We start from the raw sequence: 15,257 nt of genomic DNA, 5'->3' as shown, positions 1-15,257 counted from the left end.
AGCCGGTCCGCACCGGTGGCCCACAACGAACTCGCCGGCCTGTGGGATGCGTGACACCGCCGTCCGCGGGAGGATCGACGCCCGGGTGCCCGACGGCCAGGCAGGCGGTGAAATGACCGTCGGGTGGCCGGTGAACGGACCCGCCGCGGGTGAATGGACGCGCCGCGCCGGGCCGGGACCGGCGTCGCGTCGCCGTGGGGCGACGGTAGTCTCGCAGCGACCGGTTTCGTCCGGACGGCACCGCTCGTCCCGCGCCACGATCCGCGGCAGGCCATCAGGGTCTGCCCCGGTGGCCTGCCGCGGGGTGGTGGCTTCCGGTCACCGGCCTGTGGCGGTCCGCTGCTGCCACCGCGTCATCGTTCCGTGTCAGAGCGCATACCGGAGGTCGAAGCCGTGCCGTCTATCGAGGCCGTCGGAGCCCGCGAGATCCTTGACTCGCGCGGTAACCCCACCGTCGAGGTCGAGGTCGTCCTGGAGGACGGCACGCTGGGCCGCGCCGCGGTGCCCAGCGGGGCGAGCACCGGTGCCTTCGAGGCCGTCGAGCTGCGCGACGGGGACAACCGCTATGGCGGCAAGGGCGTGACCAAGGCCGTGGCCGCGGTGATCGACCGGATCGGTCCGGCGATCATGGAGTTGGAGGCCACCGAGCAGCGTCTTCTCGACGCGACGCTCATCGACCTCGACGGCACCCCGGGCAAGTCGGCCCTCGGCGCCAACGCCCTGCTCGGGGTCAGCCTGGCGGTGGCCAAGGCGGCGGCGGCGTCGAGCGGCCTGCCGCTGTTCCGGTACCTGGGAGGTCCGACCGCGCACCTGCTCCCGGTGCCGATGATGAACATCCTCAACGGTGGTGCGCACGCCGACACCAACGTCGACATTCAGGAGTTCATGATTGCTCCGATCGGCGCGAGCACCTTCGCCGAGTCGCTGCGCTGGGGTGCGGAAGTCTATCACGCGCTCAAGAGCGTGCTGAAGGCGCGGGGCCTGGCGACCGGCGTGGGCGACGAGGGCGGCTTCGCGCCGAGCCTGCCCACCAACCGGGAGGCTCTCGACCTCATCGCCGAGGGGATCGACAAGGCCGGCTTCGCCCTGGGGACGGACATCGCCCTGGCGTTGGACGTTGCCTCCACCGAGTTCTACGCGGACGGGTCGTACACCTTCGAGGGCAACTCGCGTAGCGCCGAGTACCTGAGCGACTACTATGCCGAGCTCGTCTCCGCCTACCCGATCGTCTCCATCGAGGACCCGCTGGCCGAGGATGACTGGGATGGCTGGGTGGCGCTCACCGAGCGGCTCGGTGGCAAGGTGCAGCTCGTCGGGGACGACCTGTTCGTGACCAACCCGGAGCGGCTGGCTCGCGGGATCGCCTTGAAGGCCGCAAACGCCCTGCTGGTGAAGGTGAACCAGATCGGCACGCTGACCGAGACGCTCGACGCGGTGAACCTGGCCCACCGTAGCGGCTACCGGGCAATGATGTCCCACCGGTCCGGCGAGACCGAGGACACCACCATCGCCGACCTCGCCGTCGCGGTCGACTGCGGTCAGATCAAGACCGGCGCCCCGGCGCGCTCGGAGCGGGTCGCGAAGTACAATCAGCTGCTGCGCATCGAGGAGGAACTCGACGACGCGGCCCGGTACGCGGGCGCCGCCGCGTNCCCCCGCCGCAGGCAAGCCGGCTGATCCCATGCCGCCGCGGAACACCGCGCTGACCACGAGGGCGACCCTGCTCGCCGTCGTGATCTGCGTGCTGGTCCTGACCCTCGCCTATCCGCTGCGGCTGTACCTGCAGCAGCAGGCCAAGCTCTCCGAGCTGAGCCGGACCAACGCGCAGGCCCAGGCGAGGGTCAACGAGCTGCGGGCGACGGTCGAGCGCTACGACGACCAGGCCTGGGTCGAGGACGAGGCGCGCCGTCGGCTGCATTACGTCAAGCCCGGTGAGCGGGCGTACCTGATGCCGATCAAACCGGCACCCACCAAGGACGGCGACGAGACCCGCGGCGGGTCGTCCGGGGGCTCGGCCTGGTACGCCCGACTCTGGTCGGAGATCTCGACGCCGTAGCGGTCACGGGGCGGGAGCCCCGACCCCGGTGCGGCGAAGGAACGGGCTTGGCGGACGGTGATGACGGCGATGACGGCGAGGGGGTGAGTATGGCACCGGCGGTGACGGCCGAGGATCTCGAGATCGTGCGCCGTCAGCTCTCCCGCGAGCCGCGAGCCGTCCTCGCGGTGGCCCATCGCTGCTCGTGCGGTCTTCCCGACGTGGTCGAGACCGCACCGCGGCTTGCCGGCGGCACCCCCTTCCCGACCCTGTACTACCTCACCTGCCCCCGGGCTGCGTCGGCGATCTCGCGGCTGGAGGGGGTCGGGGTGATGCGCGAGATGACAGCCCGGCTGGCGGAGGATCCGCGGCTCGCCGCCGCCTACGCCGTCGCCCACCGGGACTNCCTCGCCCGGCGCGACGCGCACGAGGTGCTGCCCGCCGCTCCGAGCGCGGGTGGCATGCCCGATCGGGTCAAGTGCCTGCACGTCCTCGTAGCGCACAGTCTCGCCGTGGGTCCGGGAGTCAATCCGTTCGGTGACGAGGCCCTTGCGGCTGTTCCCGACTGGGGTCGGCGGGGGCCGTGCGTGGCCGGTGGCCGATGTCCGGGCGTTGACGAGGCCGAGGCGCCCGGACCCGCCCCGGGCGGCGGGGCGGCGGGCGACGGACCGACCGGCAGTCGTTCGACAGGGGATCCGGCAGGGGACCCGACGGGGGATCCGAAAGAGATCCGATAGGGGATTTGACCGGGGAGGAGAGACCGTGAGTCGGGTCGCCGCGATCGACTGTGGAACCAACTCGATCCGTCTGCTGGTGGCGGACGTCGAGGGATCGACCCTGCACGAGCTGACCCGCCAGATGGAGATCGTCCGGCTGGGGGCCGGGGTCGACCGGACCGGTGAGCTCGCGCCGGAGGCGCTCGCCCGCACCTTCACCGCGCTGCGGGACTATGCCGAGCAGATCGAGCGGCTGGGAGCCTCACGGGTGCGGATGGTCGCCACGAGCGCGACCCGCGACGCGCGCAACCGCCATGAGCTCGTCGCCGGGGTCCGCGCGATCCTCGGTGTGGACCCCGAGGTGATCAGCGGGAACGAGGAGGCGGCCCTGTCCTTCGGCGGCGCCATCGGTGACCTCGTCGGCCGAGCCGGTTCGTTTGACGCCGGTTCGTTCGACGCCAGTTCGTCTGCCGGTTCGGTCGAGGGCGCGCCGACGGGGCCGGTCGCCACGCCGATCCTGCTCGCCGACATCGGCGGCGGCTCGACCGAACTCGTCCTCGGGGACGTGAGCGGGGTGCGGGCCGCCCGTTCGGTGAACGTCGGATGCGTGCGGCTGGCGGAGCGGCACCTGCACGATGATCCGCCGACCGGCGCGCAGGCCGCGGCGATCGTCGCCGACGTGCACGCGGCACTCGACCTCGCCGCCCGTACCGTGCCCCTGACCGAGGCGGCGACGCTGGTCGGCGTCGCGGGGACCGTCACCACGGTCGCCGCCCTCGCGGCTGATCTCCCCGAGTACGACCCGACCCGCATCCACCTGTCCGTGACGACGGCGGAGCAGGTCGCGCAGGTCACGGACCGGCTGCTGAGGATGACGCACGACCAGCGCGCGGCCCTGCCGGTGATGCACCCGGGTCGGGTGGACGTCATCGCCGCCGGCGCGCTCGTGCTGCGCACCCTGGTCGAGCGAACGGGCGCCGCGGCGGTGGTGGCAAGCGAACGCGACATCCTCGATGGGATAGCGCTGGCCCTGGCCGCCGCGCCGGGCGCCCCGGCCACCGGGCCCGGGCGGGCGGCGCCGCCCGTCACCGCCGGCCCGTCGGTATGAGGACCAGCTGTAGGAGGACCGGTGGGGCGGGGTGACGGACGGGACGGGTGACCCGGTGCGGTCAGGGGGCCCGGTGCGGTCAGGGGGTCCGGTGCGACCGGGAAGCGGTTGGCCGGGGGACCTCGCCGCCGCCGACACACCGGTCGCAGCCACGCCGGGCGAGGTCCGCGCGTTGGCCGCCGACGCGACGGGCACCCGGGAGCTCGATGCCCGGATGTCCGTCTGCCGGGCCTGCCCGCGCCTGGTCACCTGGCGGGAAGAAGTCGCGGCGGTGCGGCGGGCGGCCTTCGCCGAGCAGGCCTACTGGGGGCGTCCGGTGCCCTCGTTCGGCCCGGGCGACGCCCGGATCCTCGTCATCGGTCTGGCGCCCGCGGCCCACGGAGGGAACCGCACCGGACGCATCTTCACCGGGGACCGCAGCGGCGACTGGCTGTTTGCCTCGTTGCACCGCGTCGGGCTGGCGGCGCTGCCGACCTCGGTGTCCGCCGGGGACGGTCAGCGTCTGACGGCCACGCGCATCGTCGCCGTCGTCCGTTGCGCTCCGCCCGCGAACAAGCCGACCACTACGGAGCGTGACACCTGTCGGCCCTGGTTGGTGCGTGACCTGGAGCTTGTCCGGTCCACCCTGCGGGTCATCGTCGTCCTCGGTGGATTCGCCTGGTCCGCCCTGTGGCCCGCCCTGGTCCAGGCCGGATTCCCGGTTCCTCCGCGCCGGGTGTCGTTCGGGCACGGCGTGCGGGTCGAACTTCCCGTATCCGGGGTGTCGGTCGTTGGTTGCTATCACCCAAGCCAGCAGAACACCTTCACCGGTCGGGTCACCGAAGTGATGCTTGACACGATTTTTGGCACGGCGGCGGAGCTCGCGGAAGTGGTTGAGCGGGCCGGGTAAGTCTTTGTCCTTGTGGCCGTCGACACAGAAGGTGAGCCGGAACACGGTCCCCACGCATCGGCACCACGGGCCGAAGACCGCCGGTATTCGTGTCCTGCGTCACGAAAAAAGCTGGGCGGCCAGCCCGGGACCAGGGTGTAACACGGCCCTCGTGGGTACGTTTTTGCCATGGGCTACGGGCAACCACCGCACATCCTCATCGTCGGCGGAGGATACGTCGGCATGTACACGGCCCTGCGGCTGCGGCGGAAGCTGCGCCAGGACGAGGCATTGGTCACAGTCGTCGAGCCCAACTCGTACATGACCTATCAGCCTTTCCTCCCGGAAGCGGCGGCCGGCAACCTTGAGCCACGGCACGTGGTGGTGCCGCTACGTAAGGTGCTGAAGGGCTGTCGGGTTGTCAGCGGAAGCGCGCTTCAGGTGTCGCATGGGACACGGACCGCCGTGATCAAACCATCCCTTGGCGAGAAATTTGATCTTAAGTANGACATCTTGGTGATGTGTCCGGGATCGGTGGCGCGAACCCTGCCAATCCCAGGGCTCGCGGAGCAGGGCATCGGCTTCAAGAGCGCGGCCGAGGCCATTTATCTCCGTAATCAGGTCATCAGCCGGTTGGACGCGGCCGCCTCGGTGACCGATCCCGCGGTCCGGCGCCGGGCGCTGACCTTTCTCTTCATCGGCGGAGGGTATGCCGGAATAGAGGCTCTTGCCGAGTTGGAGGACATGGCCCGCGATGCGTGTTCTTTCTATCCTGATCTGGAACCGACGGATATGCGTTGGGTCCTCGTTGAAGCCGCCGGCCGTATTCTTCCCGAGGTTTCACCCGGAATGGGGCTTTATACCCTCCGGCAGCTCGAGCACCGGGGCATCGACGTCAGGTTGAACACGCGGGTGGAGAGCCTGGTCGGTGGGCGGGTTGTGCTGAATAACGGTGAGGAGTTCGACGCGGGCACCATCGTGTGGACGGCCGGGGTGCGGGCGAACCCGATGCTGGCCGACACGGATCTGCCCTTGGACGATCAAGGCCGGGTGCGCGCGACCGTCTTCCTGCAGATCGACGGGGTGGGTGACGCGTGGGCCGCGGGTGACTGCGCGGCCGTGCCCGACCTGACCAGGGGCGAGGATGTCACGACCGGTCCCTCGGCCCAGCACGCCGTCCGCCAGGCTCGCCGGCTGGCCCTCAACATCCTCGCCGAGCTGCGCGGCGAGCCCCTCGAACCATACGAGCACAGCTATGCCGGCAGCGTGGCGTCCCTGGGCCTGCACAAGGGTGTCGCCGAGGTCTACGGGGTCAAGCTGCGCGGCTGGCCCGCCTGGTTCATGCACCGGACGTACCACCTGAGCAGGGTTCCCACCCTCAACCGCAAGACCAGGGTGGTCGCGGACTGGTCGTTGGCACTGTTCTTCCGCCGCGAGATCGTCTCGCTCGGATCCTTCGCCGATCCCCGGGCCGAGTTCCGCCGGGCGGCGATGCCGTCCGCGTTCGCCGCGGCCATCTCCCCAGGCACGCCCGGCACTCCGGTCACGACGACCGGGCGGAACGGGACCACTCGCGCCCCCGCGTCCGCCGTCGCAGCCGACTCGCCCGGCGATGCCGAGGGCGGTGAGGCCGAGGGTGGTGAGGCCGCGTCCCCGGGTGAGGATGTCGTCCGGGCCGCACCGACCGGCAGGATCTCCCGCGGCCGGAGCCGGACGCCCGGTCCGCGCGGCACGTGAACTGAGCGCCCGGCGGCACCATGGCCGGCGTGTGACGGTAGGGACGCCGGGAGCCTGCGGGCCGGTGAATCGTCGCCCGGTTGCGATGGTTCACCGGCCCTCGTGGCTTCACGGCACTTAGGTGGGGGTGTTTTCCCGCGTCTCCGCTCTGGCCGTCAGGACCAAACCCGACGGTGGACCCGCCTTTTAGCGATCTGAGCTGTCCACCGATCGAAGGGGATGGCGAACAGTTGGCATCCTCGTCACGATGAGTCACGCTTTCGGTCGTGCCGCCATCTCCGGACCACTTTTTCCGCATGTGTTATTCCCAGACCCTACGTAGCGTGGTAGAAACATCAGCGATGTAGACGAGCCGGTGTATCCCAACTGGTAGAGGAGGCTGTCCTAAAAACAGCTCGAGTGTCGGTTCGACTCCGACCACCGGCACAATCCTTTCTCGGTCATCCGGGCATCTGACCGATGAACCGCGGCCGAGGAGGGGAAGGCTTCGTCGCTGTGGGATGCTGTGAGGATGCGCGCGTGGACGTGCGCCGCGATGCCTTGTCGCCATCCACCGTGTCCCGGTGCGCCGGGAACTCCCGTATCCCAAGGAACGTTCCAGACGGTGACGTAGGCTGTAGTCACCGAGGGTGATGCCTCCCCGGAGGCGACCGAGAGGAGCCGGCTCCATGGCCGACCTTCGTTCCTCGAACCCCGCGTTCCGTCGCGGTGGGTTCGCGTCTCCNCCCNCGCCGNCCCCCGAGGAGCTGGCGAGCCACTACCGCCAGCCCACCACCCTCACGATCGACGACGTCGTCGTGCACACGCTGGGGCTGTTCGCGCTGCTGGCGGTCGGTGGCGCGGTCGGCTGGGCCCTCGCGCCGGACTCGCCCGGCATCGCGCTGGGGGCCGGCCTCGTCGCCCTGGCGATCAGCCTGTTCGTCTCGTTTCGCAACCTGATCAGTCCGCCGCTCATCATCGCCTTCGCCCTGATCGAAGGGGTGGCGGTCGGGGCGGTCTCGCGCTACTACGAGAACGCCTTCAACGGCATCATCCCGCAGGCCCTGCTCGGGACCGGTCTGATCTTCGTCGCGATGCTGGTCGCCTACCGTAGTGGTCGGCTACGGGCCACCCCCCGGATGGCCCGTATCGTGTTCGGCGTGCTCCTCGGGGTCGTGCTCCTCGGCCTGACCGACCTCGTGATCAGGGCCACCAGCGGAAGCCACCTGCCGGTGATCAACGATGCGACGCCGCTCGGCATCCTGTTCAGCCTGCTTGTGCTCGGCGTCGCGAGCCTGCAGTTCATCCTCGACTTCGACTACATCGAGCGGGCGATCGCGTCCCATGCGCCGCGTTCCGAGGCGTGGCGGGCGGGATTCGGCCTGCTGATCGGCTTCGTCTGGGTCTACCTGGAGACGCTGCGCCTGCTCTCCAAGCTGCGGCAGTAGCGCGCGGGTCCGTCGTGGGGCCGGGTCCTGCCGATGATCATGTCAGGGCGGGCAGGGTCAGGGCGCGCGTGGTCAGGGCGCGCGCATAGCGGGTGTCCTCAAGCCTGGTCCTCAGCCCGAGACGTCCGGCCCCGCCGACCGCGCAGTGATCTGGATGATGCATCGCTGATCGCGGATCATCGCCGCCCGGTAGTCGTCCCAGTCGGGATGCTCACCCGCGATGTCTCGNTAATAGGAGATCAGGAGGTCCATCGCCGCCGGTAGCCGGACGATCTCGGCGGTTCCGTTGATCTGCACCCAGGGCCCGAAGAACTCATCGGGGAACACACAGATCCGTACGGTCGGATCCCGCTCGATGTGGCGGACCTTGTAGGCGGTGAGCCGGCTGCTGATCTGCAGACGGCCGTCGGTGTCCACCCCGACGGTGACCGGTGACATCTGGGGCGTGCCATCCCGGCGGGTGGTGCTGAGCACCGCCCGGTGGTGATCGCGTACGAACTCAGTGGCTGCGTCGAGGTTCATGCAGTCATTGTGATGTGTCCGGTGGCCGACCGGGCGCGTCAACGATGCGGACCATATCCGCCCCATGGCGCCGGGTACCCGGCGCCATGGGGCGGGGGACAGCTGCGGGAAGCCGGGCCGTACCTCGACGCCCCACCGAGCGGCCGGGCCTGCGCGGCCGGGCCGCCGAGTGTCTACGCGCGGATCGCCCGCCGCCGCAGATCGGCCTCATGGACCAGGGCCGCCGCATAGCAGTGCGGCAGGTCGTGCTCGGCCCGCAGCCAGTTGACGCGCTCTGCGAAGCGGAGCAGGCCGGGTCCGTCGTCGAGCCGATCGAGCCAGTGGTTCACGTCGTGGCCGGTTGCCTTCGGTATCCGCTCGATGAGGATCTGGTGGGTCTGGGCGGAGCGGTTCAGCGACATGCGCGCCTCCTGAGGTGAAACCCGACGTCAACGGACCATGTCTGGAGGGTGCCCTATACCACAGTAGAGAGCAAGACCCGTTCCCGTCATCGTCAGGTAACCTGCTCGGATGNCCGACGAGGTCCGTGATCTCACCCGTGAGGTCGGCCTGCTGATTCACCGCCTTCAGTGTTGGTCCGGGTCATCATGGGATGTTCCGGTGGAATCCGGTGGTACCAGGGCGGAGCGGGCCGTTCGGCTGCTCGACGAACTGGCGTCGCTCGGCGAGCGGGCCGGCACGGGAGCGCCGGCCGGCGCTCGTCCGCCGCGGCTGGCGCCGCATGCCCTGACCGACCAGCTCGCGGTCCTCGCCGACGAGCTCGTCGCCGCGATCTCGGTGTCCGGTGCGGCGGCGCCGTCCGGTCGCGACGTCCTGGCCGCCGCCCGGGCCGCCGTCCTGGAGGCCCGCCGGGATCTGGACGGCGCGGGCTTCGGGTTCCGCCCCCGTTGAGCGTTCGGTCGGTCTGATCGTCCAGTTCGGTCGGTCGGTCCGATCGTCGTTCACCGCAGGTTCCACGTGCTGCGCACGGTTTCCAGAACGTGTCCCGCGGCGATCCGCGCGCCGTCGAGACTCAGGTGCACGCCGTCACGGGCTCGGGCCAGGACGGTGTTACCGTCCGTGCCGGTGAGGTAGTCGCTGTATGCGCCGTTCTTCGACAACCACGGGGTGAGATCGAGATATCGGGCTCCGACCACCCTGGTCGTGGCGTCGAGGGTCGCCTCGTTCAGCCGGCGGAAGTAGCCGTTAAGCTGGTCCGACCGGGCCGGCGGGAGGCTGAGCCACAGCACTCGGCGGGCTCCGTCGCCGCTCCAGATCCGCATCACGACGATGGCACGCCGTTGGTACTCGGCGGTCCACGCGTCCGATCCGGCCGGCAGGACGGTTCCGTCCGCAAGCGTGATGCCCTGGCCGTCGTTCCCGCCCATTGCGACGATCACCAGCTCTGGGTTGCGCTGCGTGATCTGCGCCCGGGCATGGGTGGCCCAGTCGAAGAAGTCGGGCCGCACCAGGCCCGTGCCGAACCGCGTCTCGGTCTGTGCCCGGATCGTGGCGGGCGCACTGTTNATNATGCTCGGNCCGANNGATTCCGTCAGCGAGTCCCCGGTGACCAGGACGCGCAGCGGATCGGCCGCGGTCGGGTGGCGCGGTGGCAGCGGGGAGCGGTGGGAACCGGCGGCGCCCGGCCCGAGGGCGCCGGGGCGATCGGGCTCGGCTTCAGCTCGGCTGGCCGCCGATGCCAGCTCGGAGAAGGTGCCGCCGGACTTGGCGTCGTGACCAAACGCGCGCGACAACCACCGGTCCGGTTCGTCGAGATGGACGGTCCGGGTGATCCGTTCGGTCGGCCGGGCCACGCCCAGCACGAGCGTGCGGGTGAGTCCTGGGCGCATGCCCTCGCCCGCGTGCACCATCGCCGAGGCGCGGAGCACCGCCAGCAGACCCAGGGTGACGGCTACCAGCAGGAAGGCCTGCCGAACCCGGACGACGCCGGTGGTCGCCGCGGGTGCGGTCGCCGGGGGTCCCGGTGGCGCCGAATCTTCACGCTCAGTCATCGCCCCTCGGCTTCGTTGACGCAGGTCACAGATGTCCCGGAATGTGATCGGGCGTTGCTATTAGATTACTCTAAGTTAAAGTCCCTCTCGCCGTTGCTCGTATCGTCCGGCCTGAGTGTTACCCCGGCCGGGGTAACACTCAGGCTCCGGGACCGGGGTTGGGCTGGGGAGAGCAGGCGAGCGTGACTCAGAAGCGGAAGTAGATGAACGGCGCGACGTCCTGTGGGCCGACGATCGCATAAATGATCATGATGCTCGGGGTGAGCAGCGCGATCTGGGCGCCAAGGCGCAGTCGGGTGAAGGCGGCCTGCGCGTGGATCCACCAGACGCGCGGGACGGCTGCGGTGGCCAGTCCCACCCCGATGGCGGCGAGGACCGTCGGAGTGACCAGCGGCGCCGGTCCGCTCGCGGTGAACAGCCGGACGACGAGCTCGCGTGCCGTTGCCAGGTCGGGCGCTCGGAACAGGACCCAGGTGGCACACACGAAGTGGAAGACGGCCAGCCGGCCGGCCCAGGCGCGGACCGGGTTGGGGACCGCTTCGGGAAGCGCGGCCTGTGCGGCGATGATCGTCCGGCGGCTCGCCGTGGTTGGCGTCCCCGCGGAACTGCCGGCGATGCCGAAGCCGGCAGCGGGACCGGGACCAATAACGGCGCCGGATCCGCCAGCGGAAAGGAGCGGTGCGGGGCTCTCCGATCCCGGCCGGGGTAGCGGCATCGCGGAGAGCCCCGCCGATTCGGCCTGTCCCGGGATCTGTTCCTGTCCCGTGGCTCGGGCCCGTCCCGGGATCTGCTCCTGTCCCGTGGCTCGGGCCCGTTCCGTCGCCCGGATCCGGTCCGCCCGTCGGGCCCGGATCCGGCGTTCGGTCACCAGCCCACCGCCGTGCAGCGCTCCCCACAGGACGAACGTCCAGGCGGCGCCGTGCCAGAGACCACCCAGAGTCATGGTGATCATGATGTTGAGGTAGGTGCGCCGCTGCCCCTTCCGGTTCCCTCCGAGCGGTAGGTAGACGTAGTCCCGTAGCCATCGGGACAGGGTCATGTGCCAGCGGCGCCAGAAGTCCTGCAGGGTGACGGCCGCGTAGGGACGGTCGAAGTTGTCCGGGAAGCGGAAGCCGAGCAGGAGGGCGATCCCGATCGCGATGTCGGAGTACGCCGAGAAGTCACAGTAGATCTGCACGGCGTAGCCGTAGCCGGCCGTGGCGATCTCCAGCGACGAGTGCTGGCCGGGTGCGTCGAAGACGGGGTCGACGAGGCGTGAGGCGATCAGATCGGCGAGCACCACCTTCTTGACCAGGCCGCCCACGATCAGGAACACGGCCCGGGTGGCCTGGACCTGGTTCGGGTCCCGTGGCGTGGCGAGCTGGGGGATGAACTCGCGCGCACGCACGATGGGACCGGCGACCAGATGCGGGAAGAACGCCTCGTACACGGCGAAGTCCAGCAGCGACGCGGGTGTGCTGGTGCCGCGATGGACGTCGATGACGTAGGACAGCGCCTGGAAGGTGAAGAACGAGATCCCGATCGGCAGCGCCACCTGGAGCAGGGGCAGCGCCGTGGGGAGACCGATCTCGGCCAGCGCGCGGTCCACCGACAGGGCGAAGAAGCTGTAGTACTTGAACCAGCCGAGCAGGCCGAGGTCGCAGACGATCGCGGCGATGAGGACGCGGCGGTCGCGCCAGCGGTGGATCGCGACGGCGGCACCCTGGTTGATCAAGGTGGAGGCCACGATCAGCAGCACGAAGCGTGCGTCCGCGAAGCCGTAGAAGAAATACGACGCCCCGAGGATGAACGGCTTCCACAGCCTCGGCCGGGGCATCAGCAGCCAGGAGATCGCCAGCACCACGACAAGGAACGCCGCAAACTCGATCGTCGGAAAGATCATGTGTGCCCGTCCGGTGGGGTCGCCCAGCAGGATAATCGCTTTAGGAAGTCGAGCGACTACCTAAAGTAGTTGATGGGTGGGGTGTTCGCCGCTCGACGGCCGCGCTGCCGGCATCCGCCTGGCCCTTTCGGGTAGCCTCCGGCCGATTGCCGGTGGAACTCGTGCGCCGGCGCCATGGGATGGCTACCTTCCGACCATGGGCATCGTCTCAGTCAACGGCATCGACCTCGCCTACGAGATCCACGGCGACGAGGACGGGTTGCCGCTGCTCCTGATCGGCGGCCTCGGGCAGCAGCTCGTCGGCTGGCACCCGGACCTGCTGGCCGCGCTCGGTCGTCGCGGTTATCGAACGATCATCTTCGACAACCGGGACGTGGGACTGTCCACTCATCTCGACCAGCTCGGTCGGCCCGACCTGGCGGCGATCCTGAGCGGTCGCTTCGACCTCGCTCCCTACCGGCTCGAGGACCTGGCCGCGGACGCGGTCGGCCTGCTGACCGCCCTCGGGATCGAGTCGGCGCACCTGATGGGCAGCTCGATGGGTGGCATGATCGCCCAGATCGTGGCCCTCGGGAACCCCGAGCGGGTGCGCAGCCTCACCTCGATGATGTCCCATCCGGGTGACCACCGGGTGCAGCCGACCGCCGAGGCGATCGCGCTGTTCCTGCGGCCGGCGCCGGCCGACCTGGAGGAGTTCGTCCTCGCCGGGCACGAGGCGCAGGAGGTCCTGGGCTCGCCGTTGTTCGCGCCGGACGTGGCGTGGCTGCGGCGGCGGGCCGAGATCCAATGGGGCCGTCGCCCGAACCCGGTCGGGGTCATGCGCCAGATCGCCGCCGTGCTCGCGGCGCCCGACCGCACCCCCGGGCTCGCGCGGCTCCCGGTCCCCACCCTCGTCGTCCACGGTGACGCGGACCCGCTCGTCCCGGTCCTCGGTGGTCGGTTGACGGCCGCGGCGATCCCGCTCGCGGAGCTGCTGGAGATCGACGGGATGGGGCATGAGCTCCCCCGCCAGGTCTGGGGTCGCATCCTGGACAAGCTTGACGATGTCGTGCATCGCGGGGAAGTCGATCGTCGCGGGACGCTCGCGCAGGCGAGCTGAGCGACGACCCGCCTGCCCGGATCGTCGCGGTGGCCCGGCCGCGTCAGGTCCCGGGCTTGATGACCATGAAAGCGATGATCAGTATCCAGCAGGCGGTGCTCACGGCGACACCCCCCATGATTGGAAGGGTACGCCGACGCGTGTCACCGCCCGCGTCGATCTCCTTGACGGCGTGGGCGAGCCCGGGCGCGATCATGCCCAGCGAGATCCCGGTGGCCACCACCCACAGCACGAGGGCACCCGACAGCCAGGGGTCGCCCAGCGACCGCACGCTGCCGAATGATCCCTGATGCACCAGCCCGAGGCCCGTCACGACGATGAGCAGTGAGGCGAGCGCGAGAGCCCGGATCATCCGCACGCACAGGCGCAGGATCGGCAGGGCACCGGCCCCCAACCGCAGCAGGCGCGGGGTGACCACGGTGATCAGCGTCAGCGGACCGATGACGAAGACCCCGAGAACGACGTGCACGGTCAGGAGGAGCCCGAAGCTGCCCGAATGCGGCATGCGCAGAAGGTATCGATCGTCGTCCGTCGGCCGTATCCCGGGGGACGGCGATCCGCTAGAGCCGGTAGGACTGGTAGTAGAGCGACTTCACCACGTCGCCGAAGTGAGTTCCGTACAGCTTGTCGTTGACTCCGGCATAGGCGTAGCTGACCNCCCCGTCGNCCCAGCCGTGCCCGGAACCGAGCCGGCCGAGGCCGGTGAGTAGTGGCCCGCCGCTGGCGCCGGCCGTCATGCGGCAGGCGACGCCGATCGACGGGCTGCCGTAGGGGTCGCCGAAGCCGGGGCCGGCGCAGTAGACGAGTTGGCTGCCGTCGTAGGGGGGCAGCCGCGGGTAGCCGAAGGTGTACTGCGGATACGTCCCCGGAAGATCGAAGGCTATGCCCTGGGATCCGACCGTGTCCTCGAGATGACGGCCGCGGGACGGGGACGGGTTGAACAGGGCGAAGCCGGTGTCGACGTCGAAGTCGTCCTGGCGGGCCCACCCGGACGTCACGGTAAGCCGGCGGGCGGTCCAGATGCCGTAGGGCATCGCGCCGTTGTCGAACCCGGGGATGAAGATGACGTTCCGCGCGAACTGTTCCCCGCTACCGCCGTGCACGCAGTGCCCCGCGGTGACCACGAGGTCACGGCTGGGGCTGGACACGACGCTCGCGGAGCAGGCGTAGTCACTGCCGCCGATGGTGGCGAACAACCGGCCGGTGGTCGTGGTCACCAGCCCGCCCCGGGTGTAGGGCGTTCCGGCGCTCGGGGGCGGGGGAGCGTCGCTCGCGGCCGTTTCGGAGTCGCCGGCGGCAGGCGGGGCCGGCCNGGGACTGNGGGGGGCGGCATCGGCATGGTCGTTCGTGCGGGCCCCGAAGGCTCGGGCCCGCCGCTGCGCGCTCCAGTACCGTTCGACCTCGCGCTGCTCGGCGAGGGTCACCGCCCCCGGCGCCGAGAGGAGCTGTCCCGCGGTGGATCCCGGGTACGTGGCGGCGATCGGCGCGCCCCCTCGCCCGGTGTCCGACGCCGCCTGGGCGGGGCTGGCCGGAAGGGCCGCGGGTGCCAGCGCGACGCCCGCCGTCAGCAGGATCGCGACGGTGAGCCTCGATCGCGCCGGCGGGCGTGGGCGGGCCCGGGTGGCGCCGGGTACATCCNCCGGCGGGAGTGGGCGGAGGCGTGCCGCGTCCGCCCGTCGCTCGGACTCCTGGTCTGCACTCCGTGACGTCACGACAGCGCAGAGTAGCAGTACTGTCGCCTTCTGTGGCGGCTCGCGGGCGTTGTGGGACGGGTGGGTCGGCGGGCCGCGCCTCCCGCCCTTGTCGACCCCTCTCCATGGNCCGGTTGGAGAGGGCTGTAGGGGTAAGACGGCTAGGTGCTAGATAGTCCGG

Annotated in this window: 15 protein-coding genes and 1 tRNA gene; 10 read left to right on the top strand and 6 right to left on the bottom strand. The window is 70.2% G+C overall.

Annotation, left to right across the window (positions count from 1 at the left end; all coding sequences use genetic code 11):
* The first annotated feature begins 393 nt into the window (after positions 1-393).
* The 8 genes from eno to ALLO2_RS04575 all read left to right on the top strand — a co-directional run bounded on the left by eno (position 394) and on the right by ALLO2_RS04575 (position 7,891).
* A complete protein-coding gene (gene eno, locus ALLO2_RS04610) occupies positions 394-1,677 on the top strand; it encodes a phosphopyruvate hydratase (protein WP_035729979.1) in 1,284 nt (427 codons plus the stop codon).
* A gap of 4 nt (positions 1,678-1,681) precedes the next feature.
* Positions 1,682-2,056, top strand: coding sequence for a septum formation initiator family protein (locus ALLO2_RS04605; RefSeq protein ID WP_011438296.1), 375 nt, complete (start codon positions 1,682-1,684; stop codon positions 2,054-2,056).
* An 89-nt stretch (positions 2,057-2,145) separates the two neighbouring features.
* Positions 2,146-2,772, top strand: a complete 627-nt coding sequence (locus tag ALLO2_RS04600) for a DUF501 domain-containing protein (RefSeq protein ID WP_035729977.1) — start codon at positions 2,146-2,148, stop codon at positions 2,770-2,772.
* A 25-nt stretch (positions 2,773-2,797) separates the two neighbouring features.
* Entirely contained in the window at positions 2,798-3,859 is a 1,062-nt protein-coding gene (locus ALLO2_RS04595; protein ID WP_011438294.1) for a Ppx/GppA family phosphatase, read from the top strand.
* 91 nt (positions 3,860-3,950) lie between these two features.
* Positions 3,951-4,748, top strand: coding sequence for a uracil-DNA glycosylase (locus ALLO2_RS04590; protein WP_023840076.1), 798 nt, complete (start codon positions 3,951-3,953; stop codon positions 4,746-4,748).
* 168 nt (positions 4,749-4,916) lie between these two features.
* Positions 4,917-6,464: an NAD(P)/FAD-dependent oxidoreductase gene (locus ALLO2_RS04585; RefSeq protein ID WP_035729917.1), complete on the top strand. Its 1,548-nt coding sequence runs from the start codon at positions 4,917-4,919 to the stop codon at positions 6,462-6,464.
* 351 nt (positions 6,465-6,815) lie between these two features.
* Positions 6,816-6,890: transfer RNA gene (locus ALLO2_RS04580), tRNA-Leu, on the top strand.
* A gap of 242 nt (positions 6,891-7,132) precedes the next feature.
* Complete coding sequence (locus ALLO2_RS04575) at positions 7,133-7,891, top strand: Bax inhibitor-1/YccA family protein (protein WP_035729915.1); 759 nt, start codon at positions 7,133-7,135, stop codon at positions 7,889-7,891.
* 111 nt (positions 7,892-8,002) lie between these two features.
* Here the strand turns inward: ALLO2_RS04575 and ALLO2_RS04570 are convergent, their stop codons facing one another.
* Positions 8,003-8,413, bottom strand: coding sequence for a PPOX class F420-dependent oxidoreductase (locus ALLO2_RS04570; RefSeq protein WP_035729912.1), 411 nt, complete (start codon positions 8,411-8,413; stop codon positions 8,003-8,005).
* Between the two features lie 173 nt (positions 8,414-8,586).
* Positions 8,587-8,814, bottom strand: a complete 228-nt coding sequence (locus ALLO2_RS04565; RefSeq protein WP_011438288.1) for a DUF4287 domain-containing protein — start codon at positions 8,812-8,814, stop codon at positions 8,587-8,589.
* 109 nt (positions 8,815-8,923) lie between these two features.
* On the opposite strand from ALLO2_RS04565, the gene ALLO2_RS04560 reads away from it, so the two are divergent.
* Positions 8,924-9,304 (top strand): hypothetical protein, encoded by a 381-nt coding sequence (locus ALLO2_RS04560; RefSeq protein ID WP_035729910.1) that lies wholly within the window; start codon positions 8,924-8,926, stop codon positions 9,302-9,304.
* A 50-nt stretch (positions 9,305-9,354) separates the two neighbouring features.
* Here ALLO2_RS04560 and ALLO2_RS04555 read toward each other — a convergent pair whose 3' ends face one another.
* Positions 9,355-10,404, bottom strand: a complete 1,050-nt coding sequence (locus tag ALLO2_RS04555; RefSeq protein WP_035729908.1) for a DUF459 domain-containing protein — start codon at positions 10,402-10,404, stop codon at positions 9,355-9,357.
* Positions 10,405-10,591: 187 nt separating this feature from the next.
* The gene (locus tag ALLO2_RS04550; protein WP_011438285.1) at positions 10,592-12,286 is read right to left on the bottom strand and encodes an MBOAT family protein; all 1,695 of its coding nucleotides are present in this window, start codon (positions 12,284-12,286) and stop codon (positions 10,592-10,594) included.
* A 196-nt stretch (positions 12,287-12,482) separates the two neighbouring features.
* On the opposite strand from ALLO2_RS04550, the gene ALLO2_RS04545 reads away from it, so the two are divergent.
* Positions 12,483-13,385 carry an alpha/beta fold hydrolase gene (locus ALLO2_RS04545; RefSeq protein WP_011438284.1) on the top strand — a complete coding sequence of 301 codons (903 nt, stop codon included), beginning with the start codon at positions 12,483-12,485 and terminating at the stop codon, positions 13,383-13,385.
* Between the two features lie 43 nt (positions 13,386-13,428).
* On the opposite strand, the gene ALLO2_RS04540 is transcribed toward ALLO2_RS04545, so the two are convergent.
* Both ALLO2_RS04540 and ALLO2_RS04535 read right to left on the bottom strand, forming a co-directional pair.
* Complete coding sequence (locus ALLO2_RS04540) at positions 13,429-13,890, bottom strand: membrane protein (RefSeq protein WP_011438283.1); 462 nt, start codon at positions 13,888-13,890, stop codon at positions 13,429-13,431.
* Between the two features lie 55 nt (positions 13,891-13,945).
* Positions 13,946-15,097 (bottom strand): serine protease, encoded by a 1,152-nt coding sequence (locus tag ALLO2_RS04535; RefSeq protein WP_035729905.1) that lies wholly within the window; start codon positions 15,095-15,097, stop codon positions 13,946-13,948.
* Positions 15,098-15,257 lie beyond the last annotated feature (160 nt).

Source organism: Frankia sp. Allo2 (assembly GCF_000733325.1).
GTDB lineage: Bacteria > Actinomycetota > Actinomycetes > Frankiales > Frankiaceae > Frankia > Frankia casuarinae.
Note: the sequence above shows the minus strand (reverse complement) of the source record. Positions and strands in the feature narration are given on the sequence as shown.

Bases quoted from the DNA above. Each gene is read 5' to 3' on its own strand.
- ALLO2_RS04605 (WP_011438296.1), top strand. From the start codon at position 1,682: ATGCCGCCGCGGAACACCGCGCTGACCACGAGGGCGACCCTGCTCGCC.
- ALLO2_RS04565 (WP_011438288.1), bottom strand. From the start codon at position 8,814: ATGTCGCTGAACCGCTCCGCCCAGACCCACCAGATCCTCATCGAGCGG.
- ALLO2_RS04550 (WP_011438285.1), bottom strand. From the start codon at position 12,286: ATGATCTTTCCGACGATCGAGTTTGCGGCGTTCCTTGTCGTGGTGCTG.
- ALLO2_RS04545 (WP_011438284.1), top strand. From the start codon at position 12,483: ATGGGCATCGTCTCAGTCAACGGCATCGACCTCGCCTACGAGATCCAC.
- ALLO2_RS04540 (WP_011438283.1), bottom strand. From the start codon at position 13,890: ATGCCGCATTCGGGCAGCTTCGGGCTCCTCCTGACCGTGCACGTCGTT.